The sequence below is a fragment of the Mucilaginibacter lacusdianchii genome, from assembly GCF_009770985.1.
Lineage (GTDB): Bacteria > Bacteroidota > Bacteroidia > Sphingobacteriales > Sphingobacteriaceae > Mucilaginibacter > Mucilaginibacter lacusdianchii.
In genome coordinates this window covers 1,505,558-1,521,272 of sequence record NZ_WSRW01000001.1, presented here as the reverse complement: position 1 = coordinate 1,521,272, position 15,715 = coordinate 1,505,558, and the positions used below count along the sequence as shown (strand labels likewise).

15 protein-coding genes and 1 tRNA gene are annotated in these 15,715 nt (G+C 42.3%); 6 read left to right on the top strand and 10 right to left on the bottom strand.

The window, feature by feature from the left end:
• Nucleotides 1-6 precede the first annotated feature (6 nt).
• From GPM24_RS06890 to GPM24_RS06880, 3 genes are all read right to left on the bottom strand, one after another.
• Entirely contained in the window at nt 7-708 is a 702-nt protein-coding gene (locus tag GPM24_RS06890) for a sensor histidine kinase (protein ID WP_158825977.1), read from the bottom strand.
• 131 nt (nt 709-839) lie between these two features.
• On the bottom strand, nt 840-1,922 hold the full coding sequence (locus tag GPM24_RS06885; protein WP_158825976.1) for a PAS domain-containing sensor histidine kinase: 1,083 nt from the start codon (nt 1,920-1,922) through the stop codon (nt 840-842).
• A gap of 241 nt (nt 1,923-2,163) precedes the next feature.
• A tRNA-Asp gene (locus GPM24_RS06880) sits at nt 2,164-2,275 on the bottom strand.
• A gap of 152 nt (nt 2,276-2,427) precedes the next feature.
• Between GPM24_RS06880 and GPM24_RS06875 the strand changes: the two genes are divergently transcribed.
• On the top strand, nt 2,428-2,904 hold the full coding sequence (locus GPM24_RS06875; RefSeq protein ID WP_158825975.1) for an Lrp/AsnC ligand binding domain-containing protein: 477 nt from the start codon (nt 2,428-2,430) through the stop codon (nt 2,902-2,904).
• Nucleotides 2,905-3,106: 202 nt separating this feature from the next.
• Here the strand turns inward: GPM24_RS06875 and GPM24_RS06870 are convergent, their stop codons facing one another.
• Complete coding sequence (locus tag GPM24_RS06870) at nt 3,107-5,368, bottom strand: Tex family protein (protein ID WP_158825974.1); 2,262 nt, start codon at nt 5,366-5,368, stop codon at nt 3,107-3,109.
• A 112-nt stretch (nt 5,369-5,480) separates the two neighbouring features.
• On the opposite strand from GPM24_RS06870, the gene GPM24_RS06865 reads away from it, so the two are divergent.
• Nucleotides 5,481-5,747, top strand: a complete 267-nt coding sequence (locus GPM24_RS06865) for a hypothetical protein (protein WP_158825973.1) — start codon at nt 5,481-5,483, stop codon at nt 5,745-5,747.
• Between the two features lie 200 nt (nt 5,748-5,947).
• Nucleotides 5,948-6,328: a hypothetical protein gene (locus GPM24_RS06860; protein WP_158825972.1), complete on the top strand. Its 381-nt coding sequence runs from the start codon at nt 5,948-5,950 to the stop codon at nt 6,326-6,328.
• Nucleotides 6,329-6,384: 56 nt separating this feature from the next.
• Here GPM24_RS06860 and GPM24_RS06855 read toward each other — a convergent pair whose 3' ends face one another.
• Both GPM24_RS06855 and GPM24_RS06850 read right to left on the bottom strand, forming a co-directional pair.
• Nucleotides 6,385-7,488, bottom strand: a complete 1,104-nt coding sequence (locus GPM24_RS06855; protein ID WP_158825971.1) for an NADH:flavin oxidoreductase — start codon at nt 7,486-7,488, stop codon at nt 6,385-6,387.
• A gap of 15 nt (nt 7,489-7,503) precedes the next feature.
• The gene (locus GPM24_RS06850) at nt 7,504-7,803 is read right to left on the bottom strand and encodes an ArsR/SmtB family transcription factor (RefSeq protein WP_158825970.1); all 300 of its coding nucleotides are present in this window, start codon (nt 7,801-7,803) and stop codon (nt 7,504-7,506) included.
• 122 nt (nt 7,804-7,925) lie between these two features.
• Here GPM24_RS06850 and GPM24_RS06845 point away from each other — a divergent pair, with 122 nt between their 5' ends.
• The gene (locus tag GPM24_RS06845) at nt 7,926-8,309 is read left to right on the top strand and encodes a helix-turn-helix domain-containing protein (RefSeq protein ID WP_158825969.1); all 384 of its coding nucleotides are present in this window, start codon (nt 7,926-7,928) and stop codon (nt 8,307-8,309) included.
• A gap of 48 nt (nt 8,310-8,357) precedes the next feature.
• Nucleotides 8,358-8,744 (top strand): VOC family protein, encoded by a 387-nt coding sequence (locus GPM24_RS06840; protein ID WP_199269692.1) that lies wholly within the window; start codon nt 8,358-8,360, stop codon nt 8,742-8,744.
• A 51-nt stretch (nt 8,745-8,795) separates the two neighbouring features.
• Here GPM24_RS06840 and GPM24_RS06835 read toward each other — a convergent pair whose 3' ends face one another.
• The 4 genes from GPM24_RS06835 to GPM24_RS06820 all read right to left on the bottom strand — a co-directional run bounded on the left by GPM24_RS06835 (nt 8,796) and on the right by GPM24_RS06820 (nt 13,877).
• A complete protein-coding gene (locus GPM24_RS06835) occupies nt 8,796-9,383 on the bottom strand; it encodes a hypothetical protein (protein ID WP_158825968.1) in 588 nt (195 codons plus the stop codon).
• Nucleotides 9,384-9,542: 159 nt separating this feature from the next.
• Nucleotides 9,543-9,998: a hypothetical protein gene (locus GPM24_RS06830; protein ID WP_158825967.1), complete on the bottom strand. Its 456-nt coding sequence runs from the start codon at nt 9,996-9,998 to the stop codon at nt 9,543-9,545.
• Between the two features lie 591 nt (nt 9,999-10,589).
• On the bottom strand, nt 10,590-11,573 hold the full coding sequence (locus GPM24_RS06825; RefSeq protein ID WP_158825966.1) for a pyruvate dehydrogenase complex E1 component subunit beta: 984 nt from the start codon (nt 11,571-11,573) through the stop codon (nt 10,590-10,592).
• 660 nt (nt 11,574-12,233) lie between these two features.
• Nucleotides 12,234-13,877 (bottom strand): S8 family serine peptidase, encoded by a 1,644-nt coding sequence (locus tag GPM24_RS06820; RefSeq protein ID WP_158825965.1) that lies wholly within the window; start codon nt 13,875-13,877, stop codon nt 12,234-12,236.
• A 401-nt stretch (nt 13,878-14,278) separates the two neighbouring features.
• Between GPM24_RS06820 and GPM24_RS06815 the strand changes: the two genes are divergently transcribed.
• Nucleotides 14,279-15,682: a tetratricopeptide repeat protein gene (locus GPM24_RS06815; RefSeq protein ID WP_158825964.1), complete on the top strand. Its 1,404-nt coding sequence runs from the start codon at nt 14,279-14,281 to the stop codon at nt 15,680-15,682.
• Nucleotides 15,683-15,715 lie beyond the last annotated feature (33 nt).

Here is a 15,715-nt window from a genome sequence, read left to right as displayed (position 1 = left end):
TGGCTATTACAACTTATTCTCGTCCAGAATCACTATAAATTCCATTTGATTATCAGTAATGGCATGGCAATGCATGGTGCCATAAAATAGGTAAACCAACGTATTCAACGCTTCTTTTAATGACCGTTCACAGAAATCTGATGTAGTAAAGTCCACTTCTGACGGTTCTAGTTCAAACCGGCTGGTAACTAAAATTTGCTCGCCTTTACGATTAATATCCAGCTCAAAAAAAGCTAATGGTGTACCTGCAAAATAACTCAATGCTTTTTGTACTACCCTAAAAATAGCCGTTTCTGCATGGCTGCTCATATTTTGGGGTAATTTGTGCAAGCTGATAGCAAAACGATTGGGATGCTCTGTAAAGCGCTGCATAAACAGCCCTGTTAATGCCTCGGCTAAATCAAGTTGCTTTAATGCGTCAGGCTTTAACTCAAAAATGAGTGTACGCAGTTTGGATAACGCCATAGACAGTTTAGGACTCACCTGCGTTGCCAGCTCGCCGGCAAGCTGCATGTTGGCAATAGAAATCAGCTGTGCTATATCATCCTGCAACACATTAACAATCTTTTCGCGCTCGTCTTCCAACAGTTTAAACATATCCCTGCGGATATCCGTACCCTGTTCTTCACCGCTGCGTATGGCTGTTCGTATGCCCTGAACAGATAACCCCGCATTGCCCATTTTCATCTTGTAAGTAAGATTATTCACTATTAAAAAGGTTTAATGTTTACAGTAATTAAGCAGTTAATACTTATGGGCTAGTATGCTGGCTGGAGCTGGTATAAAGAATTTTATACGGAGAATATAAGCGCTCGGTTCTATTAATAGGCTAATATAGTTTATTGTTTCGGAATTTCGATATAAAAAGCACTGCCCTCACCTTCATTACTTTTAAATGAAATTTTACCATTATGCAAATCTACAATAGTTTTGATGATAGACATGCCCAGGCCTACCGGCTGTTCGCCACGCAGGCCATTGCGCCGGGCCCGTGTAAACTTATCAAAAAGGTAAGGCTGCACATCCTCAGGAATACCAATGCCATTATCACGTACCATGATAACAGCGGTGTCCTTCAAATCCTGAATTTCTATCTCGATAACGCCATTATCTGGGGTAAATTTTATTGCGTTAGATATCAAATTGTTGACCACCTGCATAAATTTTAAGGTATCAACATATAGGTACAACTTCTCGGTAGTGGTATTTAATATAAACGTTTTGGCTAAATTATCTTCATGCCTCTTATAATTCTGTATCACATCATTTATTTCCCACACTAAGTCTGTACGTTCCTTCCGCAGATCCACTTCGGTTGATTCTAAAAACTCCGAATTAACCAAGTTACGTATTAAGGCAATATTCCGGTTACACATATCCTGGATATATTGTACCGATTGTAAAATACCGTCTTTACTATCGGCAAGGGCTTCGCGCTGTATACTGGAGGCCAGCAGGCTTATCATGCCCAAAGGGCCTTTTAAATCATGCGCTAAAATTTCGAGTGTTGAATTTTTGCGGGCATTTATTTTTTCCATGTAAAAAATATTCCGCTTTAATACTGTTATATCTTCGGCAATGCCTGCTATTATATTAGAGGCTGGATTGCCGATCGGATAAATACTTATACAGATATACTTTTTGGTTTCATCCGGACACAAAATGCGAAATTCATATTTACGCGGCTCGCGTTCTTTAATACATTCTTCATAACACTCCTGTACAAGCTCCTTGTCTTCGGCTAAAATGGTATTGTAAATTAATACAGGTGTAGTTAAAACATCAACTTGTGATATTTGCCATATCGACTCAAAAGCTGAATTTAAGTATACAAATTTACTTTGAGATACGTCAAACAGAAAGTACACGTCTTTTGACTGATCTCCTATTTGCCTGAAAATATCAACATCGGCTTTTTGCATAAATTACAGGATGTAGTTAAGGTTATATATTGATAATAGGTTTTTAACAAGGTTTAACCAGTATTGTTGCGTAACAAATACACAGCTTTGCAACAAACGTAAAAGGCTGATTATAAAGCATAAGTAAGCTTAAAAGAATTAGTACAACACTTGAACCAAACAAAACCCTTATAAAAAGCAAAGCCTCCTGATGGGCAGGAGGCTTTTACTAACCAATTATAAACCTAAATTATGAGAAGAGCTGTTGGGGAAGGACTCGAACCTTCACAGAGTGGTTAGCCCTTTCGGGTTTCCCATAATTCTCCGCCACCGGGACAAGGAGGTGTGTCTGCCAAAAATTTCACCACCCAACATTGTTTTGTTTTTAAGAACGATCCAAACTTTTATCGTTTGCTTGATACAAATTTAAAGGGCGTATCAATTCCTTGCAAATATTTCAACAAAATATTTTTATTTTTATTCAATTTTTAATTATCCTTGTGTATAAATAGATAAATATAAATTTATGCCTCACAGAAAACCCCATAATTTAGAAATTGATAATTTGGATATCCAGATTTTATCAATTCTGATGAAAAATGCTACCACACCGTATACAGAAATTGCCAAAGACTTAATTGTATCGGGCGGAACCATACACGTGCGCATGAAAAAGCTGGAGGAGATGGGTGTAATTAAAGGTGCCAGCCTGGAAGTTGACCCGCAAAAGCTGGGCTATGATGTTACCGCTTTTTTAGGCATTTACCTGGAAAAAGGTTCACAGTACAATGAAGCGGTTAAAAAGCTTAAAGAAATTAACGAAATTGTAGAGTTGCATTACACTACCGGCGGCTGGAGCATTTTTGCAAAAATTGTATGCCATGATACCAATCACCTGCGCGAGGTTCTAAACGAACGCATTCAAAGCGTACCGGGCATACAGCGTACTGAAACTTTCATATCATTAGAAGAAAGCATTAAGCGCCAGATTAGCCTGGAGTAAACTTTACAACCTAAACTTTACTTATAAATACTACCGCTTAACTTTATAAGCAGGGGAATTGATGTGATGTGCCCATATATAAGCGTTTAAAAGCTGATTTAGTACTTCTTTACAATCAGCTTAAATAAAGAGGCGTTAGTTAAAGCCCTTGAATTAATCAAGAGCTTTAACTAACGCCTCATCAGCAAATATCTATTTTATCTTATTTAAACTTTGCTTTAAGCGCAGCCAGTTTGGATTGCATATCCATTTCGGGCTCTCTTTTTTGCCGGTTGTTTGAACCGCCAGACGGTACCGGTTTCCGGGCGCCGTTACTACTAGCACCTGTTTTTTCTGCCGCTGCTTCTTTCATGCTTAGCGATATGCGCTTGCGGTTTACATCTACCTCGGTTACCATTACTTCTACCTGCTGGTGCACTTTCAGTACCTCATTCGGATCTTTGATATACCGGTTAGTGATTTGGCTCAGGTGAACCAAGCCGTCCTGGTGTACGCCAATATCTACAAAGGCGCCAAAGTTGGTAATGTTGGTTACAATGCCGGGCAGTTTCATGCCTACTTTCAGGTCACTGATTTCGTTTACCCCTTCGGTAAAGCTAAAAGCCTCAAATTTTTCGCGCGGGTCGCGGCCGGGTTTGGCCAATTCAGCCATAATATCGTTCAGAGTAGGCAAACCCACCTTGTCTGACGCATACCGTTGCAGCGGAATACTTTTACGCAGCTTATCATCGCTCATCAAATCGCGTACAGAACATTTCATATCCTGTGCCATTTGTTCCACCAAGCTATAGCGCTCGGGGTGAACACCGCTCGCATCCAGCGGATTTTCTGCTCCGTGTATGCGTAAAAAGCCTGCGGCTTGCTCAAAAGCTTTATCGCCCAAACGAGCCACTTTTTTCAGTTGCTCGCGGCGCTTGAAGGCACCGTTCTGGTTGCGGTAATCTACAATATTTTGTGCCAGTTGTGGCCCCAAGCCCGATACATAGGACAGCACCTGTTTAGATGCGGTATTCAGTTCTACACCTACAGCATTCACACAACTAACAACGGTATCATCCAATGAGGCCTGCAGCTTGCTTTGGTCCACATCGTGCTGGTACTGGCCAACGCCGATAGATTTCGGGTCAATTTTTACCAGCTCGGCCAATGGGTCCATCAACCTACGACCGATTGATACGGCACCACGCACGGTTACATCTTTATCCGGAAACTCCTCACGAGCGACTTCGGATGCGGAGTAAATAGAAGCGCCGCTCTCATTTACCATTACCATAGTAACGCCCGGCAATTGCAGGTTGCGTACAAAGGTTTCGGTTTCGCGACCGGCAGTACCGTTACCAATGGCTATAGCTTCAATTTTGTAGGTATCAAACAAATGCTTTACCGTTTTTTCTGCCTCTCGGGCCTGACCGGCACCGGTATGCGGAAAAATAGCGGTATATTCCAGCAACTTGCCTTGCTCATCCAAACAAACCACCTTGCAACCGGTACGGAAACCGGGATCAATAGCCATTACACGTTTTTGGCCCAGCGGTGCTGCTAATAATAATTGGCGGGCGTTTTCGGCAAATACACGGATAGCTTCTTCGTCGGCTTTCTTTTTAGTCAGCAAACGAGCCTCCGTTTCCATGGATGGTTTCAGCAAACGTTTGTAGCCATCAATAATAGCCAAACGCACCTGATCTGACGATGGGTTGCTGGCTTTTACAAAGTTCCTGTCAAGTAAAGCCATTGCTTCATCTTCAGGCGGCGTAATATCCAGATATAAAATTTCCTCTTTTTCGCCACGGCGCATAGCTAGTATACGATGCGATGGAGCGGTTTTAACCGGCTCGGTCCAGTCAAAATAGTCTTTGTATTTAATACCGGCTTCCTCTTTACCAGGTGCCACTTTAGATTGGAAGGTGCCTTTTTCGATAAACAGATCGCGCATGCCGGCACGCACTTCAGCATTTTCGCTGATGGTTTCGGCAATAATATCGCGGGCACCGGCTAAAGCTTCTTCCAACGTGCTTACGCCTTTTTCGGCATCTATATATTTTTCGGCCTCGGCTTGCAGGTCGGTTTTGCCTTGCTCCAGTATTAGGTCGGCCAGTGGCTGCAAACCTTTTTCGCGGGCAGCAGTGGCACGGGTTTTACGTTTAGGGCGATATGGCAGGTATATATCCTCAAGGGCCACCATCGTTTCGGCCTCGTTGATTTGCTGCTCCAGTTCGGGTGTTAGTTTACCCATATCGGTCAGCGATTTTAGAATGGCCTCGCGGCGTTTGTCCAGATCGCGCAATTGCTGTATACGGTCGCGGATATCGGTGATCTGAACCTCGTCTAAACTGCCGGTCAGCTCTTTACGATAGCGTGAAATAAAAGGAACAGTAGCGCCTTCGTCTAACAGGCCCACAGTAGCCGTTACCTGTTTGCTGGAGATGGATAACTCCTGCGCAATTTTAAAGTGATGATCAATCATGCTCACAATTTCAATTAGAGAACGCGAAGTTGGGAAAATTTTATCAGTTGTGACGGGTGAAATATGAGTTGTTACATAGCATTAAAGATTGCAACAAACTTACCATCAATCAATGCTCCCCGCTCCAAATCCTCCGCTCACTTTCGTATATTTGGGTATGGATTCTTTCCAAGTGCGGAAGTTTGAGTTTAAGCTGGAAGAGATTTATAACCAGACCGGATGGATACAGGATGAACTACCACTTAATGAATTTATTGCCAAATTTCCAGTAGAATTTAAAGACGGCGTAGCCCAGCGCCCAGAACAACCCGAAGATTTTGATTTAGACCGTGACACAAGACTAGCAGTGCTGGTGGCATTTAGGGAGTCGTTTAGTTGATTTGGTAAAGTGTAGTAAGGAGATAATTATACGGTATATTGCACGCACTCGTCAATACTAGGTTTAAAATTATTATTGCCATGAAACATTACTATTACAGTACCATCAAAGTGTCGGCTATAATTTGGCTGCTATGTTTGTTATTCTTAGGTATCACAGGGGGAATGATTATTCGGCACGAATTAAGCGTAATAGCGTGCATGCTACTAATTCTTTTAATTGGCGAGCTTCGTAGTTATTCTCGCTATTACATTGCTGCTAAAAGACGTACACCAGCTTTAAGCATTTCAGCTAAATATATATTTGATCACCAATCAGAACGAAAGTTTTATTGGAACAATATCAAATCTTATGAGCTATATAGTGGACTAAATCGAACCGTTATTTATATTGATTTAAAGGAATCAAGTACAAGGCAAGATAACACTTTGGCAATCCCATTTATTTCTAAGTTGTGGTTGACATTGTATAACAATACGACCAACAAATTTAGTATCAGCTTACTAGAAGATGGCAATACCATAATGCAGCAATTGCAAGCGTATGAACCAGAAGGTCAAATTATGGCGCAAAATCTATAAACGAAAAACGCCGGCTACAATACAGCCAGCGTTTTCGGTTGAAATTTATCTGCTCATTACATCACCAAAGCAGCCAAAGCTTCTTTCGTAAAACCTTTCAAATCATCGGTGCGGCCTTCGCGGATTTTTTGTACCCAGAAAGGGTCTGACAATAGCGGGCGGCCAACGGCTACCAGATCAAAGTCGCCACGGTCCATACGGCGCAACAGTTCATCTAATGAGCTTGGGTCTGAGCTTTCGCCGGCAAAGGCAGCCAAAAACTCACCGGTTAAACCTACCGAGCCTACGGTAATGGTAGCTTTACCGGTTACCTTTTTAGCCCAGCCTGCAAAGTTCAGGTCGGTACCCTCAAATTCATCTTCCCAGAAACGGCGTTGCGAGCAGTGGAAAATATCTACTCCGGCATCAGCCATCGGGTTCAACCAGGCTTCCAACTCTTGCGGTGTGTGCGCCATTTTATTGGTATAGGCTGTTGGTTTCCATTGCGACAGGCGCAGTATTACAGCAAAATCATCACCTACACGTTTGCGCACCTCTTTAATCACCTCCAAGGCAAAGCGGCTACGCTCAGGCAGGGTTTTGCCACCGTAAATATCGGTACGCAGGTTGCTGCCTTCCCAAAAAAACTGATCTATCAGGTAACCGTGTGCACCGTGAATTTCTACACAGTCAAAACCCAAACGTTTGGCATCAGCAGCAGCCTGACCAAAAGCCGCAATGGTATCAGCAATATCAGATTCAGTCATGGTACGGCCGTTGCTAAAACCGGGACTGTTCAGGCCCGACGGACCTTCAAATGGCTCGGCCGGTGTCCAACCCGACTGGTGGTTTGGCATTACGCCCATGTGCCATATCTGCGGCCCCATAGCGCCGCCAGCCTCGTGTACGTTGTTAATTACGTTTTGCCAACCAGCTAAGGCTTGCTCGCCATAAAAATGTGGAATGTCTTTATCGTTTGATGATGACACACGGTTGATTACGGTTCCTTCTGACAGGATTAAGCCTACTTCACCTTCGGCACGCTTACGATAATAAGCGGCTACTTCTGGCGTAGGTACGCCATCTGGCGAAAAAGAGCGTGTCATGGGTGCCATCACCAGGCGGTTTTTAATATTCAACGATTTCAGCGCAAACGGCTGAAATAAGCTATCGGTTTTCATATGTCAATTCTGTTATTAAATTTCTGTTTGTACAAGTTCACTAAGGGCAGCAAAGGCATCCTCGTTACGTTGGTAATAAGTCCACTGCCCTACACGGGTAGATTTTACCAGGCCTGCGCGTTGTAAAGTAGCCAGGTATTCGGACACGGTAGATTGTGTTAAGCCCACTTTCATTTGAATTTGCCCTACGCATACGCCATTACCATAGCCATACACAGCTTGCTCCGGAAAATTCAACTCGGGCTGCTTTAACCAGTTCAGTATTTGTAACCGGGTTTTGTTAGAAAGTGCTTTAAATACTTCTACCTGATCCATGATGCAAATATATATCGGCTTTTTCCGATATGCCTATAAACAATTAAGAAGTGACACTGTAGTGAAGATCGATTGCTTGTACAGCATGTATTCAGTAACTTACACCAGCTTATCTTTAAATAATGACTTTTTATAATCAGCAAGTGCAGGCTATCACCAAAAGCTGTCTTCCACAACCGGAAGTAACCAGTCGTATTATTAAAGCCAAAAGACTAATGGATAACTGCTGCAATGAAGACATTGATCTGGATTATTTAGCACAGGCAGCTTACCTGTCCAAGTATCATTTCGTGAGGCTGTTTAAACGATGTTATGGTGTAACACCTCATCAGTATTTAACATCTGCAAAAATTAAAAAAGCCAAAATTTTACTCAATCAAGGCTTATCGGTTAGGGCAACCTGTTTGGCTTTAAACTTTAGCAGTATACCATCCTTTACAGCTTTATTTAAAAAGCAAGCCGGACAAACGCCCTCTGCATTTTTGCAAAAGCGCAATTTTCAATAACAGGTGTTTGACTGATATCGCTTACTTTACAACTAAAACAACATCATCATGAAAGTAAGTTTATTAAGTGTTACCGTAAATAACCAAGACAAAGCCCTTGCATTTTACACCGAAAAACTAGGCTTTATTAAAAAGACCGAAGTGCCCTTGGGCGAACACAAATGGCTAACGGTTGTATCGGCCGAAGAACCCGACGGGCCGGAAGTAGTATTGGAACCGTTAGGCTTTGAACCGGCTAAAATATTTCAAAAAGCTTTGTATGATGCCGGTATTCCTGCTGCAGCTTTCACCGTTACTGATGTAGAAGCCGAACATCAGCGGCTAACAGAGGCAGGCGTAACCTTCAGTTTGCCACCAACGCAAATGGGCACGGTTAAGCTGGCAGTATTGGATGATACCTGTGGTAACCGGATTCAGTTGCTTGAAATATTGTAAATAGTGGTGGTGCCTTAAACCGAATTTGCAAGGTACCCCCATTATTTTAAATTATAACTTAGCTTTTGCTGTTTCTAGAAAAGTTTTGAGCTTAGTTAAATCATCAACAGACAAATATGATTGCTCTCGGAAATTCCCCATACTGATATTCCATTTCCGTTTGCTTTGAAAAAGCCCTTGTGCTGCGGGGTTTTTAAGCACAAGTTTGACGCCTCCGCGGCTGATATAGTAATATTCTACATCATTGGTAGGAACTGTTTTAACGGCAACAAACTTCATCACATGGCTTATTGCATTTAATAAGCCAGGGATTTCATCACTATCCAAATAAGCTTTACTTCGGGCGTAAACGCCCGGGGTAGAACTACTAATGTAAACAAATAGAGCTGTTCGGGCTTGGTTATTAATCACATCCGTAACTTCAACCCTTTTAAACCCTATGTTTTTAACATATCCTAAATCAATACTTTCCTTTTTAAGTATCAATCCGGGCGTATGTGCAAACAGTTGCAAGCTACTTTGAGGTAATGAGTCTAAGTAACCATAATTAGGGATAGGATTTGAGTTAGGATCAACATTTTGAGCCAGTGAGGCCAAGGCAGTAGCAAATACAATAATAAAAGTAAGTAAGGTTTTCATGTGCGGATTGGTTTAAATTGGTACTAAGTAACAAACGGTGTTTTTTGCCATGCTACTATGCTATATTGGACTATTAAAACTATAGTATGTTTAATACTGCAATGCTATTGTTACAATCCGATAAAACCAAAGCAAACCGGCTAAACCATTACTATCCACCTATTTCTTTTTAAGCTGCGATTTATCAATCACCACATAAATAGTATCAATTACATGGCCTACAGGCGCCTGATTTTTATTACTGAACAAGGTGGCCATGTTTTTATCCAACACTTCAACTTTATTTATGAAGTGATCGGTTTGCCCACGGTTGTTGAAAAAATTCTTGCCTTGGGTTTCATGATAAATTAGTTTCACTTTCCAGCCATTTTCTGCCGCCTTGGTTAAGGTGTTAATAACGGCTGTATCTTCATGATCATTGTCTATCGAAAAGTCGAACGGTACACTGCTGTTCATACCGGTTTGGGTAACATTCAGGTGCCCTTCGTACGATTTCCAGAAAACGCCGGTACGCGACAATTGGGTAATCACACCGATGCGCTCGCCGTTAGAGTAATTTTCGGTACAGGAAGAGAATGCAAGTACAATTAAAGCTAGTGATAAGAGTTTTTTCATGAATTAAAGATAAAGCACCTATTAGATGTTGAATACTATAGATTGTTACAAGCTTTGGCAGAGTCAGAACAAGATTAAAACAGAAGCATAATAGCGAACAGCAGTTTAATTGCAGGCTACCTTAATAAATTTCTTTTACTACGACATCCCTATATTTTATATAAGCATTATTTTCATTCAATCGCTGTAGAGAAAGAACTTGGTGTAAATTCTTGTCAACTATAAATTCGTACAGGTTGTGCCGCTTTGAAGCAGAACTAAACTCGTGCGACATCCTATATACTTTCAGTTTTTGATTTGGGTCAAGAACAGAATCAAGGAATGTGAAACTGCCGGGCTGATAACCCGGAAACTTGCTACTCGCATAGCTTGAAATTACTTCATGAACTTTCAATTCATTTACTGCGTATGCAGATAGCTTTGGTTGCGTACATCCGAGCAAAAAAATATATAAATTGCAGCTTATAACAGACAGATAGGATTTCCTAAAGTTGAACATGTACTGTTTCTTTTAAGCAAGTTATCATTTAAATCACCACAAAACCAAAAAAGCCCCGCTAATGCAGGGCTTTCTACTATTTAAGTTTACAATTACTTGGTTACGTACATAACTTCCTTAACGGCTTTGATTACGCGCTCAGGATTTGGCAGGTATTCAGCAATCAGGGTTGGTGCGTATGGCAGGGGCACGTCGCCACCCATTACACGCAGTACTGGTGCGTCTAAGTAATCAAACGCATCTTTTTGTACTTTGAAAGCAACCTCGGTGGCAATAGCCGCTAAAGGCCAGCTTTCTTCTACAAACACCATACGATTGGTTTTCTTAACCGATTCAATTACGGTTGCGTAATCGATAGGACGTACAGTACGCAGGTCAATTACTTCAGCGTTGATACCTTCTTTTTCCAGCTCGGCAGCAGCGGCGTTAACCACTTTCATGATTTTACCATAACCTACCAAAGTAACATCAGTACCTTGTTTGGTTACGGCAGCTTTACCTAATTCAATATAATATTCGCCTTCCGGAACAAGGCCTTTATCACCATACATTAATTCCGATTCCATAAAGATAACCGGATCCGGATCCAAAATTGATGATTTTAATAAACCTTTAGCATCGGCCGGGTTTGATGGCACTACCACTTTTAAACCAGGGCAGTTAGCATACCAGTTTTCAAAGTTTTGGCTGTGCTGAGAGCTTAACATACCTGCGTTACCAGTTGGGCCACGGAATACGATTGGCACAGAAAACTGGCCACCGCTCATGCTCATGATTTTGGCTGCACCGTTAATGATTTGGTCAATTGCCACCAACGAGAAGTTGAAGGTCATGAACTCGATAATCGGACGCAGGCCATTCATGGCCGAACCGATACCGATACCGGCAAAACCCAGCTCAGAGATAGGGGTGTCAATTACACGTTTGGCACCAAACTCATCCAGCATGCCCTGACTTACTTTGTAAGCACCGTTATATTCGGCAACTTCTTCACCCATCAGGTATATATTCTCATCCTTGCGCATTTCTTCGACCATGGCCTCACGAAGCGCTTCTCTGAACTGTATTTCTCTCATTATATATATGTAAATGAAAATTTTTCGTCGCAAATATAGCTAATGGATATTTAAAAACAACTGGCAGTAGGGGATATAAATGTTGTTACATAAAATTTATGATTAAGAAGGAAGAATTAAACATTAAATAGGCTTTTATATTGATGGTTTTGCAGCTCGTTTATGTGCTTTCTTTTGTTGGCTTGTGCGGTTAGTTTAACTTCTTTTAGTGGTCATTTACTTACTTCGTCTGCTCATTGCCGCAGGGGCTAGATACTTTTGTCATAGCCACAAAAGTATCCAAAAAGGCCTAGCTCTCGCGATCCCCTGTCTGCCCACATCACCCAACGCTGGCCCGGGCGCGATAGCGGGCCTTTACGCTTCTTTTCTTTTTCTATCACCATTCAATGTGAAGCACTGCCAGAAGATAACAGACAAAAAGAATCGGCATTCCGCTTTTCCGGCTACCACTGTCTTAAGTTAAAGTACAGGCCGAACATAGGAAAAGGTGCGGCCGAGAGCTTTTCTTTTTGGTTACTTTTTCTTTTCCGGCAAAAGAAAAAGTAACATCCACAGGATGTGGTTTAAGGAAATCCTTATCCTAACAGGGCACAACCAGAAGTCAAAGCACTAACAAAAATCAAACGAAAACAAAAAAGCGGACTCTCATCCGCTTTTACATTAATTCTTTCTTTCTCCTTTAACCTTCCCTGCTATCAGCACCGCATCATAAGCATTTACGATGCCGCCAGATTTGCTGAGGGTTGTAAAATCTACTTTATCGGTTTTGCTGCCAGGCAACAAAACTTGTTTATTAATGGGTTTGGCCGATTGCAAAATGATTTGCTTAAGCTGACGAGCGCTCAAGTTAGGATAATACTCGAGCAACAGTGCCGCTACACCGGCTGTTATAGGGGAGGCAAAGCTGGTACCATCGGCTGTGTTAAACTCGGCATCTTTATCTACTGATGTTACCTTTACACCAGGTGCAAATACATCCACATTGCGTTTGCCATAATTGCTGAAAGAACCAGCCAGCGTTTCATCCGCGCGCGAACCAGACGCGCCTACGCAAATTACATTGTCGGCATCAGTAGCCGAGCCATCTTCGAAAGTATCATTCGGGAACTGCGGCTTAGTGTCCACATCCTGGTTATCATTGCCAGCAGCTTGTACCAATAACACATCGTGCGCGGCAGCGTATTTAAAGGCTTCATCAACCCAAGCTTTATGGGGCGAAAGCTTTTTGCCAAAACTCATGTTTATGACTTTGGCACCATTGTCTACCGCATAGCGGATGGCACGGGCAATATCCTCATCGTATTCATCCCCGTTGGGCACTGCTTTAATAGCCATAATGCGCACGTTATCGGCTACACCATCAATACCATATTTATTGCCGTGCAATGCACCAATCAAACCGGCTACGCCGGTACCGTGTGAGGCATCTTCAAACTTGAGCAGATTGCTGCCATGGGTTGTGCTTTCCCAAACATTGGGATCGTCGCCTACAATGCGCTGGCGAGCTTCCAGATCGGGATTGATATCGTTGTTTAGCTTGGCCAGGTATTCGGTCAGTTCTTTGATAATCTGTGCGCTGGTAGTGGTTGCGCTTTCTTCCTGCATCACTAATTTCCAAAAATCGCGGGCTTTCTGTACCGATTCATCCGTGCTCTGCAGTTTACTAACCGAAGCGAGTGTAAATGAATCGTTAGGTTGCAAATTAAGCGCACGCTTTAAGTACGCACTACTAGCAACCAATGCATTTAAAAACTCCGAATAATCTTTCAGCTCGCGGGCTGATTTAGCAATGGTCGAATCATACGTCATTTTTACCTGCTGCCAGTAAGCAAAAGCTTTCTTGTCGGTTGCAGTAGCCTCTGTTAATGGTGCATACTGGGTACGCAGGCGGTTGTATTCGCGCACTTCTTCGGTGGTTTCAGTAAAATCGCATTTACCGCCGGGGCCGCCTAAAAAGTTCCAGCCATGTATATCATCTATATAACCATTGCCATCATCATCCTTACCATTGCCGGGAATTTCTTTCGTGTTTATCCATAAAATGCTGCGCAAATCTTTTTGCAGGGTATCAATACCACTATCTATAGTAGCTACTACTACTGGTTTGCTGCGTTTACCTTTCAAAGCAGCATAAGCTTTGTGTAAGCTGATGCCATAAAAACCCTCGGTTTTTAAATCGAGCACATGCCAGTTTTTTGGCGGATCGGGCTGGGGTATGGTAACGGTTTGGGCTGATACTGTGATGGCGCTTAGTAAAGCACTGCAAAGTATCGCTTGGGTAAAGTAAATAGGAAAACGTTTCATTCGTATTATTGGTCGGCAAGATAAGGACAAAACCGCCTTATTTGTTTAGCCGAATCATCAATTTACATAAAATTGCCAGCCCTACAGTGTGGCTTAAACAGGTCAGGCAATAAGGTATATCAATGTCTCGTTCATATATAACTAACCGACACATGAAATATTGGCAGGCATCAGGTAAAAATTCATTAACCGCAGTGTAATATTTTAGTTTCAAAACTTACTAACGCCGCTTCCAAAAGCCTATTCATAATCAATATGTTACCAAATACTTATCCACACTGCCTGTTTGTGGAAAACTTATTTACTTACGTACGCCTTATAATTGTACCTTAAACTTGGTTAGCGCTTTCATATTAGCTTACTTTTTGCTATATTGATAGAGTAACTGTAATAATGATTGAATGGAAGAAGAATATGATTTTGGTTTTAGCGAAGATCCTAAGTTTTCGGTAGAACGATATGAGGAAATGATCCGTAATCATGATCAGTACTTTTTTGATGCGCAGGCATTTGAAAACATTATTGATTACTATATTGAAAAAAACGACCCGGTTAAGGCCTTGCAGGTGGTAGAGTACGCCAAAAACCAGCACCCTTTTGCCGCCGTGTTCCTGATAAAACAAGCCCAGTTGCTGGTAGTAACCAACCGGGTTTCTGAGGCTTTTGCCGCGCTGGATAAAGCTGCGCTGCTGGAAGCGTCAGATGCTGATATATACATCATCCGCGGCAACCTGTACGAAAGTATGGACCGTTACAATGAGGCGCTCGAAAACTATGAGAAAGCCTTAGGCATGGCCGAAGAAACAGACGACATACTGCTGCATATGGCCTACGTTTACCAAAACATGGGCGATTATGATCTGGCTATCCATCACTTAAAACAGTGCCTGGAACAGAACATGGAAAATCAGGATGCCCTGTACGAACTGGCCTTTTGCTATGATGTAATAGACAATCAGCAGGAAAGCATCCAGTTTTACCAGCAGTATATAGATAACGAGCCATACAGCTACGCCGCCTGGTATAATCTGGGCAACGCTTATACTAAGCTGAGCCTGTTTGAAAAAGCGATTGATGCATATGACTATGCTATCCTGATTAAAGACAGCTTTGCATCAGCCTACTTTAATAAGGGTAACGCCTTGGTGAACCTGGAAAAATATGCGGAGGCTATTGAAGTATACCGCCAGACGTTTGAGTATGAGCAGCCTAATGCCGATACTTATTGTGCCATTGGCGAGTGCTACGAAAAGCTGGAGCAAATGGACGAGGCGCGCTCTTTTTATAAAAAGGCTGTGCGCATGGACAGCAAACTGGCCGACGCCTGGTTTGGTATTGGTGTAACGCTCGATTTTGAAGAACGCTATTTTGAGGCCCTGCATTTTTATAAAAAAGCACTGGACTTAGATGCACTCAATGCCGACTACTGGTTTGCCATTGCCGATGCCGAATACAAGCTGGGTCACTTAAACGAAGCGGAGATTGCTTATGACCGTGTGGTGGAACTAAACCCGCTGGATGTAGACGCCTGGCTGGATTATTCGTCTATTTTATATGAGCAAGACCGACTGATGGATGCCATTGAGGTGATAGCGGATGCCATTAAACATAACCCCGATGCAGCTGAGCTGTATTACCGAATGGTAGCCTACCTGTTTGCCAAAGGCGATTACAACGAGGCTTTATCTAATTTGGAAATGGCTTTAACGGTTGACCCTGATAAACACTATATCTTGTTTGATTATCTGCCACAATTACAGAAAAACAAGATTATTTTGGATATCATTAACCGCTATACCAAATAAGCGATATTACTAACCAATTATATAACTGGCCAG

Bases quoted from the DNA above. Each gene is read 5' to 3' on its own strand.
- GPM24_RS06865 (WP_158825973.1), top strand. From the start codon at position 5,481: ATGCTCCCCGCTCCAAATCCTCCGCTCACTTTCGTATATTTGGGTATG.
- GPM24_RS06815 (WP_158825964.1), top strand. From the start codon at position 14,279: ATGGAAGAAGAATATGATTTTGGTTTTAGCGAAGATCCTAAGTTTTCG.
- GPM24_RS06850 (WP_158825970.1), bottom strand. From the start codon at position 7,803: ATGGATCAGGTAGAAGTATTTAAAGCACTTTCTAACAAAACCCGGTTA.
- GPM24_RS06830 (WP_158825967.1), bottom strand. From the start codon at position 9,998: ATGAAAAAACTCTTATCACTAGCTTTAATTGTACTTGCATTCTCTTCC.
- GPM24_RS06870 (WP_158825974.1), bottom strand. From the start codon at position 5,368: ATGATTGATCATCACTTTAAAATTGCGCAGGAGTTATCCATCTCCAGC.
- GPM24_RS06855 (WP_158825971.1), bottom strand. From the start codon at position 7,488: ATGAAAACCGATAGCTTATTTCAGCCGTTTGCGCTGAAATCGTTGAAT.
- GPM24_RS06840 (WP_199269692.1), top strand. From the start codon at position 8,358: ATGAAAGTAAGTTTATTAAGTGTTACCGTAAATAACCAAGACAAAGCC.
- GPM24_RS06860 (WP_158825972.1), top strand. From the start codon at position 5,948: ATGCTACTAATTCTTTTAATTGGCGAGCTTCGTAGTTATTCTCGCTAT.
- GPM24_RS06875 (WP_158825975.1), top strand. From the start codon at position 2,428: ATGCCTCACAGAAAACCCCATAATTTAGAAATTGATAATTTGGATATC.
- GPM24_RS06825 (WP_158825966.1), bottom strand. From the start codon at position 11,573: ATGAGAGAAATACAGTTCAGAGAAGCGCTTCGTGAGGCCATGGTCGAA.
- GPM24_RS06885 (WP_158825976.1), bottom strand. From the start codon at position 1,922: ATGCAAAAAGCCGATGTTGATATTTTCAGGCAAATAGGAGATCAGTCA.
- GPM24_RS06835 (WP_158825968.1), bottom strand. From the start codon at position 9,383: ATGAAAACCTTACTTACTTTTATTATTGTATTTGCTACTGCCTTGGCC.
- GPM24_RS06820 (WP_158825965.1), bottom strand. From the start codon at position 13,877: ATGAAACGTTTTCCTATTTACTTTACCCAAGCGATACTTTGCAGTGCT.
- GPM24_RS06845 (WP_158825969.1), top strand. From the start codon at position 7,926: ATGACTTTTTATAATCAGCAAGTGCAGGCTATCACCAAAAGCTGTCTT.